This is a genomic window from Novosphingobium sp. 9U, from assembly GCF_902506425.1.
Lineage (GTDB): Bacteria > Pseudomonadota > Alphaproteobacteria > Sphingomonadales > Sphingomonadaceae > Novosphingobium.
Map to the genome: position 1 here is coordinate 804383 of NZ_LR732469.1, position 15611 is coordinate 819993.

At 65.5% G+C, this 15611-nt stretch carries 19 protein-coding genes; 12 read left to right on the forward strand and 7 right to left on the reverse strand.

Translation table 11 applies throughout. The annotated features are described in order from the left end of the window. Positions 1-88: 88 nt before the first annotated feature. Positions 89-271 (reverse strand): hypothetical protein, encoded by a 183-nt coding sequence (locus GV044_RS03670; protein ID WP_236554677.1) that lies wholly within the window; start codon positions 269-271, stop codon positions 89-91. A gap of 209 nt (positions 272-480) precedes the next feature. Continuing rightward, a complete protein-coding gene (locus GV044_RS03675) occupies positions 481-1413 on the reverse strand; it encodes a LysR substrate-binding domain-containing protein (RefSeq protein ID WP_159865601.1) in 933 nt (310 codons plus the stop codon). 105 nt (positions 1414-1518) lie between these two features. Between GV044_RS03675 and GV044_RS03680 the strand changes: the two genes are divergently transcribed. Next, entirely contained in the window at positions 1519-1875 is a 357-nt protein-coding gene (locus GV044_RS03680) for a UrcA family protein (protein ID WP_159865604.1), read from the forward strand. Between the two features lie 55 nt (positions 1876-1930). Continuing rightward, positions 1931-2686, forward strand: a complete 756-nt coding sequence (locus GV044_RS03685; protein WP_159865607.1) for an isocitrate lyase/phosphoenolpyruvate mutase family protein — start codon at positions 1931-1933, stop codon at positions 2684-2686. A 51-nt stretch (positions 2687-2737) separates the two neighbouring features. On the opposite strand, the gene GV044_RS03690 is transcribed toward GV044_RS03685, so the two are convergent. From GV044_RS03690 to GV044_RS03705, 4 genes are all read right to left on the reverse strand, one after another. Further along, on the reverse strand, positions 2738-3064 hold the full coding sequence (locus tag GV044_RS03690) for a hypothetical protein (protein WP_159865610.1): 327 nt from the start codon (positions 3062-3064) through the stop codon (positions 2738-2740). 13 nt (positions 3065-3077) lie between these two features. Continuing rightward, positions 3078-4133 (reverse strand): patatin-like phospholipase family protein, encoded by a 1056-nt coding sequence (locus GV044_RS03695; protein ID WP_159865613.1) that lies wholly within the window; start codon positions 4131-4133, stop codon positions 3078-3080. A gap of 259 nt (positions 4134-4392) precedes the next feature. After that, positions 4393-5121, reverse strand: coding sequence for a bifunctional 2-polyprenyl-6-hydroxyphenol methylase/3-demethylubiquinol 3-O-methyltransferase UbiG (locus GV044_RS03700; RefSeq protein ID WP_159865616.1), 729 nt, complete (start codon positions 5119-5121; stop codon positions 4393-4395). After that, positions 5099-5917 carry a 2OG-Fe(II) oxygenase gene (locus tag GV044_RS03705; protein ID WP_159865619.1) on the reverse strand — a complete coding sequence of 273 codons (819 nt, stop codon included), beginning with the start codon at positions 5915-5917 and terminating at the stop codon, positions 5099-5101. Before GV044_RS03705 ends, GV044_RS03700 begins: the two co-directional genes overlap by 23 nt. A gap of 89 nt (positions 5918-6006) precedes the next feature. On the opposite strand from GV044_RS03705, the gene GV044_RS03710 reads away from it, so the two are divergent. Genes GV044_RS03710 through GV044_RS03720 form a run of 3 tightly spaced genes read left to right on the forward strand, consistent with a single transcriptional unit; the run spans position 6007 to position 7265 of the window. Then, positions 6007-6246 carry a hypothetical protein gene (locus tag GV044_RS03710; RefSeq protein WP_159865622.1) on the forward strand — a complete coding sequence of 80 codons (240 nt, stop codon included), beginning with the start codon at positions 6007-6009 and terminating at the stop codon, positions 6244-6246. Positions 6247-6286: 40 nt separating this feature from the next. Beyond that, on the forward strand, positions 6287-6709 hold the full coding sequence (locus GV044_RS03715; protein WP_159865625.1) for a hypothetical protein: 423 nt from the start codon (positions 6287-6289) through the stop codon (positions 6707-6709). A gap of 49 nt (positions 6710-6758) precedes the next feature. Then, positions 6759-7265: a hypothetical protein gene (locus GV044_RS03720; protein WP_159865628.1), complete on the forward strand. Its 507-nt coding sequence runs from the start codon at positions 6759-6761 to the stop codon at positions 7263-7265. Here the strand turns inward: GV044_RS03720 and GV044_RS03725 are convergent, their stop codons facing one another. After that, the gene (locus tag GV044_RS03725; RefSeq protein ID WP_159865631.1) at positions 7266-8603 is read right to left on the reverse strand and encodes an MFS transporter; all 1338 of its coding nucleotides are present in this window, start codon (positions 8601-8603) and stop codon (positions 7266-7268) included. It abuts the gene before it with no gap. A 131-nt stretch (positions 8604-8734) separates the two neighbouring features. On the opposite strand from GV044_RS03725, the gene cyoA reads away from it, so the two are divergent. From cyoA to GV044_RS03760, 7 genes are read left to right on the forward strand one after another with little or no spacing between them, the layout of a single operon-like run. Further along, positions 8735-9934 carry a ubiquinol oxidase subunit II gene (gene cyoA, locus GV044_RS03730; RefSeq protein ID WP_236554680.1) on the forward strand — a complete coding sequence of 400 codons (1200 nt, stop codon included), beginning with the start codon at positions 8735-8737 and terminating at the stop codon, positions 9932-9934. A 15-nt stretch (positions 9935-9949) separates the two neighbouring features. After that, complete coding sequence (gene cyoB, locus GV044_RS03735; protein ID WP_159865634.1) at positions 9950-11950, forward strand: cytochrome o ubiquinol oxidase subunit I; 2001 nt, start codon at positions 9950-9952, stop codon at positions 11948-11950. 4 nt (positions 11951-11954) lie between these two features. Beyond that, entirely contained in the window at positions 11955-12617 is a 663-nt protein-coding gene (cyoC, locus tag GV044_RS03740) for a cytochrome o ubiquinol oxidase subunit III (protein WP_159865637.1), read from the forward strand. Next, positions 12614-13003 (forward strand): cytochrome o ubiquinol oxidase subunit IV, encoded by a 390-nt coding sequence (gene cyoD / locus GV044_RS03745; protein ID WP_159865640.1) that lies wholly within the window; start codon positions 12614-12616, stop codon positions 13001-13003. The genes cyoC and cyoD overlap by 4 nt, the downstream gene beginning before the upstream one ends. After that, complete coding sequence (locus tag GV044_RS03750; protein ID WP_201299070.1) at positions 13000-13704, forward strand: SURF1 family protein; 705 nt, start codon at positions 13000-13002, stop codon at positions 13702-13704. The genes cyoD and GV044_RS03750 overlap by 4 nt, the downstream gene beginning before the upstream one ends. Further along, positions 13704-15005 carry an ATP-binding protein gene (locus GV044_RS03755; RefSeq protein ID WP_159865646.1) on the forward strand — a complete coding sequence of 434 codons (1302 nt, stop codon included), beginning with the start codon at positions 13704-13706 and terminating at the stop codon, positions 15003-15005. The genes GV044_RS03750 and GV044_RS03755 overlap by 1 nt, the downstream gene beginning before the upstream one ends. Further along, a complete protein-coding gene (locus GV044_RS03760) occupies positions 14998-15528 on the forward strand; it encodes a response regulator transcription factor (protein WP_159865649.1) in 531 nt (176 codons plus the stop codon). Before GV044_RS03755 ends, GV044_RS03760 begins: the two co-directional genes overlap by 8 nt. Positions 15529-15611: the final 83 nt, after the last annotated feature.

The following is a 15611-nucleotide window of genomic DNA, read 5'->3' on the forward strand; positions in this document are numbered from 1 at the left end:
ATCCCGACAGCATGCCGCGATGAGCGAGTGACTGCAATTGGTCGAGCGGCTCGAGCGACTGAATGTCGCCAGCTGGACGTAGCGGCTGTCAGGTCGGGATGGAGACGCCGTTGATCTCGAGCTCATAACCGTCGCCTCCCACCCAGAAGCGGATCATGCCGATGTGGTACTCAGCAAAGGAGGAATCCTCGCGATTTACTGGTGGATCGTAGTGGATAGCGGACTTGGCCCCCGCCGGGATAAGTTCAATCGCACCCCAAGGTTCGACCATCAGTTGGATGCCTTGGTCCGTCTCGTTCGAGAAGCGCGCTGAGATCATTGGTGCAGTCTAGCCGACCGCCGAATGTCGGCAACTGAGCGTGAGCAGACGCGCAGGGTCGCATCGGGCAGGGGCAAACTTCGAATAGCGCAAAGGGCAAATCCTGCAGCCCCCATGATCCTGTTAGCGCAAAAGGCCCGCTTTCGTCGCTCGACGACCAGCTAACCTTCACGCTCTTGTGCGTAGGGACCGAGCAAATCCACCTCGTCACCCACGGCCTCGCGTACCGCGGCGAGCAGCCAGTCGCGAAAGGCTCTTACCTTGGGCAAGGTCCGCTTGTGCTCCGCATAGACCAGCCAGAACCCGTTCTGGTAATAGGCGACATGCTCGAAGGGCTGGACCAACAATCCTTCCTTGAGCGCCGGCCGGAACATTGGGGGTGACAGGATCGCGACCCCGTGGCCGGCGATCGACGCGTGCCCATCAAGCACTTGAGACTCGAAGCGGATGCCGCGTGCCGATCCGCGGGTCATGGGCTCGCCCGGCAGTGAGCCGAACCACAGATCCCACCAGTCATCCTCGGGCGACAGCCGGGTCGTCCCGAGCAAGTCCTGCGCCGTCTCCAGGCGGTGTGTTGCGAGAAAAGCCGGGCTCACCAATGGGGTGACCGGCATCCGCATCAGGAAATGCGAGACGAGCCCCGGCGTCGGCCCGCGCATGCCGCGGATCGCCACGTCGAAGTGGCTCGAGGCCAGGTCGACAAGCTGATCGCTCACGTCGATGCGCACATTCAGGTCGGGCTTGGAGGCATTGAAGTCACCCAGTCGGCCCGCCAGCCAGTTGGTCGCGAATGTGCGCGGGGCGGTGATCGAGAGGATCGTATCGCTCTCGCCGCGAACCACTGAAAAGGCATCGTTCAGCGACTGGAACGCCGCGGTGATCTGCGGCGCGATCCGGCGGCCCGTGTCGGTCAATGCCATGCCGCGCGCGTGACGGACAAACAGCCGCGCCCGTACGCGTTCCTCCAGGACCTTCATCTGGTAGCTCACCGCTGCCTGCGTCATCCCGAGTTCCTCGGCAGCGCGACTAAAATTCTCGTGGCGCGCCGCGGCCTCGAACACGCGGATGGCGGCAAGTGGCGGCAGCTTGGACATCCCACGATATAATCATGCCTTGTATCATCCACCTAGTACTTTGCTGGTTGTCGGCTCGCGAGGGCGTCATTTTCCGGGGCGTAGAATGCTTCAGGAGATGACGTGATGAAAACCATGGCTGCCGTATTGTCGCTGCTGCTCGGCGGACCTTTGCCTGTCCAGGCCCGCGAAGCCGAGCCAAGCGTCAAGGTCTCGTATGTCGACCTCGATCTCCGCTCGGAGGCCGGTGTAGCGGTGCTCGATCACCGGCTGGAACGGGCGATCGACGCCGCCTGCCGGCCGGACGAAGGCCCGATGCCGCCCTCCTGGCGCCTGGCCGTGAGGCGTTGCGCAAGGGCCAAATGGGTCGAGATCGCGCCACCGCGGGTCCGTGCCATCGAAGGCTGGCCCACGCTGCGAGGACAAGCCGCAATCCGCAAGCAATCGCAAACTGTATCTATATCGAAAGTTCGCTTGCCCTGAAGCCGTCAAACGCCGCAGCTAACGCCAGCACTCACCATCATGCGAGGACAGCGCCATGACGACAGTACAGGACAAGCGGAACGGCTTTCGCCAACTGCACGAGAGCGGCTTCTTCGTGCTCCCGAACGCCTGGGACCGGGGGAGCGCGGTGCGCCTGACCAAGCTGGGGTTCAAGGCGATCGCCTCGACCAGCGCCGGCGCTGCCTGGGCCTTGGGCAAGCAGGACGGCGAACTGAGCCTTGGCGACGTTCTCGATCACTTGGCGCAACTCGTCGCGGCGACCGACCTGCCGATCAACGCCGACTTCGAGAACGGCTTTGCCGACCGCCCGGATCAGCTCGCCGCCAACGTCAGCGAGGTGATCGCCACCGGCATCGCGGGCCTCTCGATCGAAGACTGGTCGGGTACCGCGCTGTACGACGCCGACCTCGCCGGCGACCGCATCGCTGCCGCGCGCGTCGCCATAGACGCGGTGGACCCGACGGTCCTGCTGGTCGGCCGAAGCGAGAACTTTCGCGTGCCCGGCATGTCCGCGAGCCAGAGCATTGCCCGCGCGGTACACTATGCCGAGGCCGGCGCCGATTGCCTGTTCGTGCCGATGATCGTCGACCCGGGGGCCATTCGCGAACTGGTGGCTGCTGTCGCTCCTAAGCCGGTCAGCGTGCTCCTGCCGGCGATCACCGCCGACTTGCGCCAGTTCGCCGACTTGGGCGTGCGCCGCTGCAGCACGGGAGGCCTGCTGGCTTCCGCCGCGTGGGCGGCCTTCGATGCGGCGGCGCGGACCCTGAGCGATGGCGATGTCGCCGCATAGCGATCCCGTGTCCATGCACGATCTCAGACATGGATCAGTTGCGGACTGCCATTAGCTCTCGGACAGACCGGCGTACCACTCGGCATACGGTCCGGTGCGCGCGAGATGGCGGTTCAGGTCCGGAGCGCCATCGTCCCACCACACCGGTCCGCGCTCGCCAAGCTCCACCTTGGCGCGATCCACGGCTTCGTGGGCCGCGCTCTCGGCCGATGGGGCGTTGATCCGGCGCGCGATGGCGACGGCACGGCGCGCCGCCATCAGATCCTTGACGAGGCTCTCGCGCACAGCGGCCGGCAACGATGGATTGCTCGTCCGCCATAGCCGGCCGCGGACGACGAAGTAGCGGCCATCAGGTGTCGTTGGATAAGCGGATCGCATGCGGGCAGAACGCTTATCCTGGCCGAGTTGCCGAATGGACGGAAAGACCCGGCGCTCCGACTGCGATATGGCCACCCACCAGATCGGCGATGGCTTGCGAACCATCCCGATAACCTGCTTCCCAACGCTCGCGCACCGAGCGGGGCGAGAAGTCCATCGCCTTGCCGGCGACCTCGCGCCCCTGATCGGTATAGGCCAGATTGACCAGCGTGATCGACTGCCTCGAGCGATCCTGCTCGGCTGCAAAGACCGCCTGCCACCGCTCGATCGTGCGTCGCGATTGCGCCGCGAACAGCAGGTCTTGCGTGCGCGAAAGCACTTCGCCCAGCGAGCGCGGCCGCTGCGAGGCGAGCGGAAGCAGGTCGGAGGCAAAGCACAACAATGGCGCGGGCTCGCTCCAAGCCATGACCGGGTCGATCGGCAGGTTCATCGAGAGTCCACCGTCGCCGAACAGGCGGTCATCGATGGTGATTGCAGGAAACGTCGAGATGAGCGCCGCGCTGGCGCGGATGTGGTCTGGCCCGATCTCGCGATCGCGGGTGTCGAACCAGGCCTCCTCGCCGCTTTCGATGTCGACAGCGACCGCCGTGAAGCGCGTGGCGCCCCGGTTCAGGCGATCGAAGTCGATGAGATCGATCAACGTCTCACGCAAGGCGCGCACATCGTAAAGCGCCGGAGCGCCGGCGCCATCGTCGCGGCGCCACCAGGCGGCGGTCGAGCCCAGCGACGCGAACATGCCCGTGCGGCCGAACACCAGGGTCTCGAGCGCGGCCCCGGTGCGGCGCAGGGTCTCTGGCAGGTAGGACGCCGGATTGCTCCATGCATCGCCCTGGTGCTCCGGCCGCCAGAGCCGGCGCAACCGATTCAGGCGATCCGCCCGCGCGTTGCCCACGATGATCGCACCGGTCACGGCGCCGATCGAGGTGCCCACGATCCACTGGGGCTCAACCCCCGCCTCTTCCAGCGCCTGATACACCCCGGCATGATAGGCACCGAGCGCATTGCCTCCTCCCAGCACCAGCGCAACGCGCAAGTTCGGGTGCGAATCGGCAAGGCGGAGCGGCGTCATGTCGCGGCGCCGCATGCAGGAGGGTTCATCGGCGCGCTTCCCGGCAGAGTGGATCGCACCCTCAATCCGCGAAAGGCGGGGCAGGTTCCTGAGCGTGCGGAGACCTGCCTGTCGAGAACTGGCTGGTCCAAGGTGCGGCGGGTTTAACTCTTGCGGGCACGTGGGCTGGCACCACCTGCCGCCCCCCTCGGGCACTCTCATGCGAACACCAAAGGTATGTTTAGAGGACATCCATGCTCGCCGCTGGGACTGCGGCGGTTCAGAGCTGGACGCGGACTATGTATCCGAAGCTGCGCAGGGGAAACAATCGCTCCACCAGCCTGACGAGCCATTCGGTTGCGCGAACTAAAAGGCGCTTCGATCCGACGGACTGAAGCAGCATCTCCGTCGCGTAGAAGCGGTATGGGATGATCTGCCAAGCCCTGCAGCCCGCGCGTAGGCAGAGCGTGTTCAGCGTCTTGTACGTGGACGTGAAAAGATGGTCCGGATGCTGTGCTTCGCGCCCGATCGTGCCGAGCAGCGCATTGGCGAAAGCAGCGCCGTTCGGGGTCGAGAGGATCAGTTCACGCCCGGCAAATCGCGCGGTCATGCGCTGCAGGAAGGCGAGCGGGTTCTCGATATGCTCGATGAATTCACCCGCGACGATCAGGTCGACGTCTTCGTCCCCGATGACCATCGGGTCAGGGTCGGTCCCGTCACCCCTCACGATGCGCGAATTCGACCCCGTCACGATCTCACCGTCTGCCAGGCGCTCGGAACAATCGATTCCGATCACGTCGCGCGCAACGGCGGCAATGCGGCGATGAAGCCACTCCTCGGTGTCCTGCTTGTCGAGCGCTGTTTCGTCGAGACAGCCGATGTCGAGCACACGTCTTCCGCGGCAAAGATCGGCGATGAAGCCCACCCTCTCGACGGGTGCGCGAACCCCGATCCGCTCCAGCGTCTGGTAACGCAGGGGCACGAGGTCAGGGATCGCGATGGTAGACATGCGGATTGGTCCAGAGCTTGTCGCCGAGCACCTTGAGCACGGTCGTGCGCAAGGCGTTGTCCGCCCGCATCAACAGGTCGGAGGCGACCTGCCCGGGCTCTCCCCGGAAGGAGGTCGCATGGAAATAGTCGGCCTCGTCCGGGCAATCTCGCGAGAAATAATAATTCGAGACACAGCAACGGCGGCGGTCACCAACCACCTCGTTCACCGAATGCCAGGAGGCCTTGTCGGTGAGCATGATGACCAGGCTGTTGAACCGGCTTGGTACCGTACGCGGCGTTCCAGTCGGGCCATCGTCCCACAACTGCAAGGATCCGCCATCCTCCTCGCGCCAGTGCGGTGTGACATAGTAGAGCAGGTTCAGCGCCCGGTACCGGTCGCGCGTCTTGTCATGCGAGTTGTCCAGATGCGGGCGCAAGTAGGCGCCCTTGGACATGGCGCTGATACCGCCGGCGTAAAGATCGCTGTCCGGTTCGAGCGTGGTCAGACCCGTGATCCGCCCGACTTGTTCCACCACGCGCGGATCCTGGAAGGCGTAGACTGCTTCTTCGACCAGCGGATCGAACGCGTTCATCTGGGCTGCTACGTGCTTGTTCTCCTTGATCGAGCGTTTGAGGACCATGCGCTCGGACGCGGGGAATCGGTCATGGATCTGCGTGGCCAGGGCGTGCGGCAGCAGGTTGAAGATTTGGCAAGATCGAATGCGCCCACACGTCTGGAAGTCGGCAGCGATCCCATCGATCGCGGGCTCAAGCCTTGCGACAATCAAGTCGGCGATTTCGGTCCGATCGAGCATGTCCCCCGGAATAGGAAACTATGCCTAATAAAGAGTTACCCGGGGCGATCCGAGGGTGATTGGCGCCGTTGCGAGCGGCTGAACTGGGCATGCGGTTCTCAACCGCCGGCGGCGAACGCCTACTGCGGCGCGAGGTAGTGGATGATCTCCCAGTGGGAGCCGATTTGCGCTCGATCTCAATCACCCGCATCGTCGTGGCGCACCGCCGCGACACGATCGCCGCGGCCGACCGCGTGCTGATGCTGCGCGACGGCATTCGCCACCTGGGTTCCGGCGCCGAATACCGTTTGCGCGCCGGGCGGCATGGCACCATGCAGGCGGTGAAGTGAGGCTTGCGTCCATCGATGACGCCGAGACCGGGGAAAGCCGATGCGTGAGCGGACACTGCTTTATTTGACAACCTGCGCGGTTCTCTCGGTCATCTCCGGCAATGCCACCGCCTACCCGGTGCCGCCGCCGCCGCGGACCGGCATGGAGATTTTCAATCCGGTCGACCGTGAGCAATCCGTGCTGGCGCGATGCGCCGCTTCGCGCGCCGTGATGAAGTGGTCCTTCACCAAGGGCAGGGTGCATGTCCGCCAATTGCGCTTCAACGCGACGAGCGCGTCTGCGGCAATGCTGACGGAGCTCGACCAAGCGGCGGCGACCTTGAAGGGCGACATAGCCGTCAGGCTCGATTGCAGCAACGAGGGTGCCGCTCTGACCATGATCGAAGAACGGTCGGCCGGTAGCGCCCGATCACGAAGTGTGCGGTTCGATTATGCTGGCGGACGCCTCTTGCGGATCGACTGACGTTGGTTGTGTGTTCCCGTTTTCGCCCCGGGCTTAGGAGAAGTGCAAAATGCTAGCGCAAGCCATCGTCACCATAAGCGCGGCTGCAGCCCCGACGATCCCCGTCCAGGCGCAATGGGATGCAGCCAGGCAGCCGACCGTCACGGCGACCATCGCGGCGCCTGCCAAGCCCATTGGGATCGACGACACGCTGGTGATGGAGGTGAAGGTGTCAGTCGATCACGGGTCGCTGCGCGCCTCGCCGTTCCTGAACGCCACCAGGGGCGTCTCCTTGTCGGTGACCGATGCCGAGGGCGCCGTCATCAAGCCGCTGGAGCCGATACCGGTGTCGCCGGCCGCTCCGCCGGTGCAGCCAGCCTCACTGGTGAGCATCCAGGCGGGCAAACCCTTGTCGATCCCGATCAAGGAGCAGGCCAGGTTCCTGTTCCCCGGCGCGGGGACTTACAAGGTACGCGCCACGATCCGGTTTATGGACGCCTCGTCCACGCCGCCGCGCTACCTGACGGCCACGTCCGATGCGGTTTCGGTGAAGGTCACTCGAGGCAAAAGCCGGTGATCAGGCTTCCTGCGAGCGGCCAGCCCATTCCTTGTTGATGGCAAGCGCAGCGAGGGTGCAGATCGCGCCGGAGAGCAGGTAGGCGCCGACCGACCACAAGCCGATCCTGCTCGCGAGCGTCAGGGCGACCAGCGGGGCGAAGCCGGCGCCGATCAGCCAGGCCGAGTTGGCGACGATCGCCGCGCCGGTGTAGCGGTACTCGCTCGGGAAGCTGGCGTTCACCGCGCCCGAGGACTGGCCGAACGCGAGGCCCAGCAGGACGAAGCCGCCCAGCATGTAGACGATCTCGCCCAAGCTTCCGCCGCTCAGCAGCTGGGGGGCAAAGCCGCTGTAGGCGCCGATCAGAACGGCCGAAACGCCCAGCACCGCGCGCCGGCCGACCCGGTCGGCGATCACGCCCGACGCCAGCATCGCCAGCACGCAGACCATGGCGCCGGCGATCTCGATAGTGAGGAAGCGGACCGGGTCCTCCTTGCTGAACAGCGTCACCCATGAGAGCGGGAACACGGTCACGAGGTGGAACAGCGCGAAGCTCGCCAGCGGGGCAAAGGCGCCCAGCACGATCGTGCGCAGCTGCTTGAACAGGGTTGCGAAGGCGGGTGAGGGCTGCAGCTCGCGGCTCTCGAACAGTTCCTGGAACTCGGGCGTGGCGACGAGGCGCAGGCGGGCGAACAGCGCCACCACGTTGATCGCGAAGGCGACGAAGAAGGGATAGCGCCAGCCCCAGCTGAGGAAATCCTCGCGCGAGAGCGTCGCCATGAAGAACGCGAACAGCGCCGCGGCGACGATCAGGCCGAGCGGCGCGCCCAGCTGCGGGATCATCGCGAACCAGCCACGCTTCTCCTTGGGCGCGTTGAGCGAGAGCAGGGCGGGCAAGCCGTCCCAGGCGCCGCCTAATGCCACGCCCTGGCCGATCCGCAACAGCGCCAGCAGCCAGGCCGCGGCCACGCCGATCTCGTTGTACCCGGGCAAGAATGCCACGGCCATGGTCGAGCCGCCGAGCAGGAACAGCGCGATCGTCAGCTTGACGCCGCGGCCATGCGCGCGGTCGATCGCCATGAACACCAGTGTCCCGATCGGCCGACCCATGAAGGCCAGCGCGAACAGCGCGAAGGAATACAGGGTGCCGGTCAGCCGGTCGACATATGGGAAGATCAGCGTCGGGAACACCAGCACCGAGGCGATCGCATAGACGAAGAAGTCGAAGAATTCGCTCGTCCGCCCGACGATCACGCCGATGGCGATTTCGCCCGGCGCGATCCGGTGATCGCGTGCGTTTACCAGGCGCGCGTCGCGCTCCAGTTGCGTCGAATTCGGCGCGGCGATCGTTGCGGTCATTGTCTTGGGCTCCGGAAGCCAGTCGCGATGGTATTGCATTGGCTAACGCCTTGCACCAGAAAAGCGCTGCGGGCGGGATAGGACAAAATGTCCAATGTCGGCGCGCGGGTGCGCGGGATAGGCGGCGATCCATGCGCGAAGACAAGCTGATGATCCGGTTGCGACGCCTCGCCGGCCGTGCCCTGTGCGTGGCACCCCTGCTGCTGCTCGGCGCTTGCAAGAGCGAGCTGCTCGATCCGGCCGGCGATATCGCCCTCCAGCAGCGCGACATCATCTACATCTCGACCGCGCTGATGCTGCTGATCATCGTGCCGGTCATGGCGCTGACGGTGATCTTCGCCTGGCGGTATCGCGCCAAGAACACCGAGGCTACCTACGATCCAGACTTCGATCACTCGACCTCGCTCGAGCTGGTGATCTGGGCGGCGCCGCTGCTGATCATCATCTGCCTGGGCGCACTGACCTGGTGGAGCACGCACTTGCTCGACCCATTCAGGCCGCTCAACCGAATCTCGGCGGAGAAGCCGATCGACCGCAAGGTGAAGCCGCTGGTGGTGCAGGTCGTTTCGCTCGACTGGAAGTGGCTGTTCATCTACCCCGAGCAAGGCATTGCGTCGGTCAACCAGCTGGCGCTGCCGGTCGATCGGCCGGTGACGTTCGAGCTGACGTCGACCAACATGATGAACACGTTCTACGCGCCGACGTTGGCGGGCATGATCTACACCATGCCGGGTATGCGCAGCACGCTGCACGCGGTGCTGAACAAGCCGGGGCACTATCGCGGCATGTCGGGCAACTACAGCGGTGCGGGCTTCTCCTACATGAACTTTACGCTGGAGGGCGTGGACCAGCAGGGCTTCGATGCCTGGGTGGCGCGGGCGAAGGGTGCCGGACAGGCGCTCGACACCGCCCGCTTCATCGAGCTCGAGAAGCCGAGCGAGAAGGTGCCGCCGATGCTGTTCTCGGGCGTGGCGCCGGGCCTGTTCGACCGCGTCTACAACCGCTGCGTGAAGCCGGGCACGCCCTGCATGAGCCAGACCATGCACCACGGCCAGGGCAACATGGCCCAACCGCAGACAAATGGGCCGGGCGATCCCAACATCGGGTCGGGCATGCCCAGCACCCGCAACGCCCCGCCGCCGCATGGACAGAAGCCTGAGGGTGCCTTGTTCAAGGAAGGCGAGGAGAAGGGTAGCGGTCCCAACGTCACCAAGCCGCGCAATCCTTCGGCCGCGCCCGGCAGCACGGATCCGCACTCGCACAAGAACCAGGATATGTCGTTCAACCAAGTACCCGCCGTGCTGGCGTCCCCCAGCACCGCCGCGGCCTGAGCCGCCGGAGAGATCATGTTCGACGCTAACGTCACCAAGGCGATCTTCGGCCGGCTGACCTGGGAATCCTTCCCGGTCCACGAGCCGATCCTGCTCGGCACTTTCGCCGGCGTCGTGATCCTGGGCACGGCGATCCTGGTGCTGGTGACCAAGTACCGGCTGTGGGGCTACTTGTGGACCGAGTGGTTCACCAGCGTGGACCACAAGAAGATTGGCATCATGTACGTGATCCTGGGCGTGATCATGCTGCTGCGCGGTTTCGCCGATGCGCTGATGATGCGCAGCCAGCAGGCGCTCGCGTTCGGGGCGAACGAGGGCTACCTCAACGCCCACCACTTCGATCAGGTCTTCACCGCTCACGGGACGATCATGATCTTCTTCGTGGCGATCCCGCTGGTGGTCGGCCTGATCAACTACGTCATGCCGCTGCAGATCGGCGCGCGCGACGTTGCCTTCCCCTTCCTCAACAACCTGAGCTTCTGGCTGACCGTAGCGGGCGCGCTGCTGGTCATGGTCTCGCTGTTCGTGGGTGAGTTCTCGCGCGCGGGCTGGCTGAACTACGTGCCTGTCTCCAACCTCCAGAACAGTCCGGACACCGGGCCGGACTACTACTTGTGGGCGCTGCAGATCGCCGGCATCGGCACGACTCTGTCGGGCATCAACATGGTGGTTACCATCATCAAGATGCGCGCGCCCGGCATGACCATGATGAAGATGCCGATCTTCTGCTGGACCGCGCTTTGCAGCAACGTGCTGGTCATCGCGATCTTCCCGGTCCTGACCGGCGCCTTCGCCATGCTGATGCTGGACCGCTACGTCGGCACCGACTTCTTCACCAACGATCTCGGCGGCAACCCGATGATGTACTGGAACCTGGTGTGGATCTGGGGTCACCCAGAGGTGTACGTACTGGTCCTGCCCGTCTTCGGCATCTACTCCGAGGTGACCTCCACCTTCACCGGCAAGCGGCTGTTTGGCTACTCGTCGATGGTGTACGCCACGGTCGTCATCACCATCCTGAGCTACCTCGTTTGGCTGCACCACTTCTTCACGATGGGCTCGGGCGCCAGCGTCAACAGCTTCTTCGGCATCGCCACCATGGTGATCTCGATCCCAACCGGCGCGAAGATCTTCAACTGGCTGTTCACGATGTACCGCGGGCGCATCCGCTTCGAGCTGCCGATGATGTGGGTGGTCGCCTTCATGCTGACCTTCGTGGTCGGCGGCATGACCGGCGTGCTGCTCGCCGTCCCGCCTGCCGACTTCGTGCTGCACAATTCGCTGTTCCTGGTGGCGCACTTCCACAACGTGATCATCGGCGGCGTCGTGTTCGGGCTGTTCGCCGGCATCGATTACTGGTTCCCCAAGGCTTTCGGCTTCAAGCTCGACCCGTTCTGGGGCAAGGTCCACTTCTGGGGCTGGGTGATCGGCTACTGGGTCGCCTGGACGCCGATCTACATCGTCGGCCTGATGGGCGCGACACGCCGCCTGCGCCACTTCGACGATCCGGCGATGCAGCCGTTCTTCATTGTCGCTGCCATCGGCGCGCTGATCATTGCGGTGGGTATCGCCGGGTTCCTGATCCAGATCTTCGTCTCCATCAAGAACCGCGAAAGCTTGCGCGACACCACCGGCGATCCCTGGGACGGCCGCACGCTGGAGTGGTCGATCGCCTCGCCCCCGCCGAACTACAACTTCGCGCACACGCCGGTGATCCATGATCTCGATGCCTGGTACGACATGAAGCACCGCGGCGCGACGCGGCCGACGAGCGGGTTCAGCTCGATCCACATGCCGCGCAACACCGGCATGGGCGTGATCCTCTCAGGGTTGGCGCTGGCACTCGGCTTTGCGATGGTGTGGTACATCTGGTGGCTGGCGGCGCTGGCGGCCGTGGGCCTGCTGGTCCTGAGCGTAGTCCACACCTTCAACTACAACCGCGACTACTTCATCCCGGCCGACGAGGTGACGCGCGAGGAAGACGCGCGCACCCGCCTGCTCGCGGCGGGAGCCTGAGGCCATGAGCAACACTGCACCCGAAGCGACGGTTCCCGCGGACCACGCACCTGAGGTAAAGGGGGCTCCCGCCTTCTACGTCCTCGACGATCACGAGCATCACCACGAGCCCGGCAGCAGCACCATGCTGGGCTTCTGGATCTACCTGATGAGCGACGCGCTGATCTTCGCCTCGCTGTTCGCCACGTACGGCGTGCTCAGCACTGCCTATGCCGGCGGGCCGACCCCGCGCGAAATCTTCGAGCTGCCGCTGGTGGCGCTCAACACCGCGATCCTGCTGGTCTCCTCAATCACCTATGGCTTTGCGATGATCGCGATGCACGAGGGCAAGCTGGGCGCCACGCGTGCCTGGCTGGCGCTGACCGGACTGCTCGGCCTCGCCTTCGTGGGGGTGGAGCTCTACGAGTTCTCCAACCTGATCGCGGAAGGGGCAACCCCGCAGCGCAGCGCGTTCCTGTCCGCGTTCTTCACGCTGGTGGCGACGCATGGCCTGCACGTGACGTTCGGGATCATCTGGCTCGTCGTCATGCTGGTCCAGCTCGGCCAGCGCGGGCTGCATCCGGAGAACCAGCGCCGCTTGATGTGCCTCAGCATGTTCTGGCATTTCCTCGACGTCATCTGGATCGGCGTCTTCACCTTCGTCTACCTGCTGGGAATGCTGCGATGAACGAGGCCACGCACGCCGATCACGGCACCCAACACGGCGAGGCACACGCTCCGGGCGAGATGGATGGCCACGGCTCGCGCAAGGGCTACCTTGTCGGCTTCCTGCTCTCGGTCGTCCTCACCGCCATTCCCTTCTGGCTGGTGATGACCGGTGCGCTGGACACCCAGACCACCGCGATCGTCATCATCGCGCTCGCGGTGGTGCAGATCCTAGTCCACACCGTGTGCTTCCTGCACGTCAACACGCGATCTGAAGGCGGGTGGACGCTGCTCGCCTATGCCTTTGCCGCGGTGATCGTGCTGATCGTGATCTCCGGCTCGCTGTGGATCATGTACCACCTCAACACCAACATGATGCCGGTGACCCAGACCGGCATGGGGACCTGACCACGGCTCGCGATCTGGTGAGGCGCCGGCTTCTAGCCGCCCTGGCGCTGATAGGCCTGTGCGGCTTCGTCGCGCTCGGCGTCTGGCAGCTCGAGCGGCGGGTCTGGAAGCTCGACCTGATCGCCCGTGTCGACGCCCGCATCCATGCCGCGCCTGTGCCGCTTGCGGCCGTCGATCGCGCGGCCCCACCGGGCGAGATCGAATACCGCCGGGTTCGCGTGACCGGCACGTACCTCCAAGGCCGTGACACCCTGGTGCAGGCAGTAACGGAGCGCGGCTCGGGGTTCTGGGTGCTCTCGCCGCTGAGAACACAGGCCGGCACCGTGCTAATCAACCGTGGCTTCGTTGCCGGCGAACGCGGCAGCGTGCGTGCCCCGGTGCCGGGCGGCATCGTCACCGTGACTGGGCTGATTCGCCTGACCGAGCCCGGCGGTGGCTTCCTGCGTGCGAACGACGCGACGGCGGACCGCTGGTACTCACGCGACGTCGCCGCCATAGCAAAGGCCCGCGTCCTCGGCCCCGTCGCGCCCTTTTTCATCGACGCCGATGCCTCTCCCGACCGCAACGCGACGCCGATCGGCGGCTTGACGGTCGTGCGTTTCCAGAACACGCACCTGATCTACGCCCTGACCTGGTTCGCGCTGGCCGGCCTCTGCGGCTTTGCTGCGCTCAGGATCCTGCGCGCGCCGGACGTGACCTGATGGACAAGCCGCTCCTGCCCTTCACCACACGCGTGCCGGCCGGCCCTTCGCCGGAGACCGCGGCGGTGGAGAACATGCGCCAGCTCATCCAGCTGCGCTGGATCGCGGTGGCCGGCCAAACCCTGACCATCCTGCTGACCCACTACGTGCTGCAGGTGCCGCTTGCCCTGGCGCCGATGCTGGGGCTCAGCGCCTTCCTGGCGGTCGCGAACCTGCTGGCGACGATGGCCTTGGCACGGCAGCGGGTCTTCAACACCGAAGTCATGCTGGCGCTGCTGATCGACATGGCGGCACTGACCCTGCAGCTCTACTTCAGCGGCGGCGCGAGCAATCCTTTCGTCTCACTGTTCCTGCTGCAAGTCGTGCTCGGCGCGATCTTGCTGCCCCCGCTTGCCGCCGGTCTGCTAGCGGCCGCCGCGGCGCTGAGCTATGGCCTGCTCTCCTTGCGTTACATCCCGCTCGCCTTGCCTGACTCGGCGCTGGACCTGCTGGCAGTAGGACGCTGGACCGCGTTCCTGATGGTCGCGGGGCTCCTGGTGTTCTTCATCGCCCGGATCAGCCGCAACTTGCGCGCGCGCGACGGCTACCTTGCCGACTTGCGCCAGCATGCGGCCGAGGAGGAGGGCATCGTGCGCATGGGCCTGTTCGCCTCGGGCGCGGCACATGAACTCGGAACCCCGCTGGGCACGCTTGCTGTCATCCTCGCCGACTGGCGCCGGATACCTGCGATCGCCCGCGATGCCGAGCTGCTCGCCGATGTCGAGGCGATGCAATCCGAGATCCAGCGGTGCAAGGGCATCGTCACCGACATCCTCCACTCCGCCGGCCAGCCCCGCGGCGAGCCGATGGAGAGCGCCGCCGCCGATGCATTCCTGACCGCCACGCTCGACGCCTGGCGGCCGACGCACCCCGACGTGCCGCTGGAGTATCGCCCGCACGGCATCGCCGGCGCCCTGACTGCGGTCAATCCGGAGCTGCGGCAGGCGATCTGGAGCGTGCTCGACAACGCCGCCGAAGTCTCGCCGGCCGCCGTCCGTCTCCAGGCGAGCGTGCAGGACGGCATGCTGGCGATCGTGGTACACGACGAAGGACCGGGCTTTCCGGCGCAAGTGCTGGCGCAGCTCGGCCGGCCCTACCAGTCGAGCAAGGGGGCGGGGCATGGCCTTGGCCTGTTCCTCGCCGCCAACGTCGTGCGTCGTCTGGGCGGGAAGCTGGAGGCGGCGAATCGGCCCGAAGGCGGCGCCGAGGTCACGCTGACCTTACCACTCGCCGGCGTTGCAGGAGCGGATCGCCATGGATGAGCCCGATCTACTGATCATCGAGGACGACGAGACCTTTGCGCGCACGCTGCAACGCTCGTTCGAGCGGCGCGGCTATCGCGTACGCGTGGCCAACGATCCGTCGCAGCTCGACGCGCTGCTGGCACAGGGGCGGCCGACGCATGCCGTCGTCGACCTGAAGCTCGGCATCAGTTCGGGCCTGCCGTGCGTGCAACAGCTTCATGCGCTTGACCCCGCGATGCCGATCGTGGTCCTCACCGGCTACGCCAGCATCGCAACCGCGGTCGAGGCGATCAAGCTGGGAGCGCGGCACTACCTGGTGAAGCCATCGACCACCGACGATATCGAGGCCGCCTTCGGGCGTGCCAATGCGGATCCCGAAGTCGCCATCGCCGCGCGCGCCGCCTCTCCCAAGACGCGCGAGTGGGAGGCGATCAACGAAACGCTCGCGGCCACCGGCTTCAACATATCGGAGACCGCCCGTCGCCTGGGCATGCATCGCCGCACCCTGGCGCGTAAGCTGGAGAAGCGCCCGGTGAAGTGAGCGCTGCGGCCCACTAAGGTCCGCGGATGGACCAATATGTCGCAGCAGCGGCGAGTTACATCTGGCGCCGGACCAATCCCGAA

Coding starts and splice junctions, on each gene's coding strand:
- GV044_RS03670 (WP_236554677.1), bottom strand. CDS start 271: ATGGTCGAACCTTGGGGTGCGATTGAACTTATCCCGGCGGGGGCCAAG.
- GV044_RS03675 (WP_159865601.1), bottom strand. CDS start 1,413: ATGTCCAAGCTGCCGCCACTTGCCGCCATCCGCGTGTTCGAGGCCGCG.
- GV044_RS03680 (WP_159865604.1), top strand. CDS start 1,519: ATGAAAACCATGGCTGCCGTATTGTCGCTGCTGCTCGGCGGACCTTTG.
- GV044_RS03685 (WP_159865607.1), top strand. CDS start 1,931: ATGACGACAGTACAGGACAAGCGGAACGGCTTTCGCCAACTGCACGAG.
- GV044_RS03690 (WP_159865610.1), bottom strand. CDS start 3,064: ATGCGATCCGCTTATCCAACGACACCTGATGGCCGCTACTTCGTCGTC.
- GV044_RS03695 (WP_159865613.1), bottom strand. CDS start 4,133: ATGACGCCGCTCCGCCTTGCCGATTCGCACCCGAACTTGCGCGTTGCG.
- GV044_RS03700 (WP_159865616.1), bottom strand. CDS start 5,121: ATGTCTACCATCGCGATCCCTGACCTCGTGCCCCTGCGTTACCAGACG.
- GV044_RS03705 (WP_159865619.1), bottom strand. CDS start 5,917: ATGCTCGATCGGACCGAAATCGCCGACTTGATTGTCGCAAGGCTTGAG.
- GV044_RS03710 (WP_159865622.1), top strand. CDS start 6,007: ATGCGGTTCTCAACCGCCGGCGGCGAACGCCTACTGCGGCGCGAGGTA.
- GV044_RS03715 (WP_159865625.1), top strand. CDS start 6,287: ATGCGTGAGCGGACACTGCTTTATTTGACAACCTGCGCGGTTCTCTCG.
- GV044_RS03720 (WP_159865628.1), top strand. CDS start 6,759: ATGCTAGCGCAAGCCATCGTCACCATAAGCGCGGCTGCAGCCCCGACG.
- GV044_RS03725 (WP_159865631.1), bottom strand. CDS start 8,603: ATGACCGCAACGATCGCCGCGCCGAATTCGACGCAACTGGAGCGCGAC.
- cyoA (WP_236554680.1), top strand. CDS start 8,735: ATGCGCGAAGACAAGCTGATGATCCGGTTGCGACGCCTCGCCGGCCGT.
- cyoB (WP_159865634.1), top strand. CDS start 9,950: ATGTTCGACGCTAACGTCACCAAGGCGATCTTCGGCCGGCTGACCTGG.
- cyoC (WP_159865637.1), top strand. CDS start 11,955: ATGAGCAACACTGCACCCGAAGCGACGGTTCCCGCGGACCACGCACCT.
- cyoD (WP_159865640.1), top strand. CDS start 12,614: ATGAACGAGGCCACGCACGCCGATCACGGCACCCAACACGGCGAGGCA.
- GV044_RS03755 (WP_159865646.1), top strand. CDS start 13,704: ATGGACAAGCCGCTCCTGCCCTTCACCACACGCGTGCCGGCCGGCCCT.
- GV044_RS03760 (WP_159865649.1), top strand. CDS start 14,998: ATGGATGAGCCCGATCTACTGATCATCGAGGACGACGAGACCTTTGCG.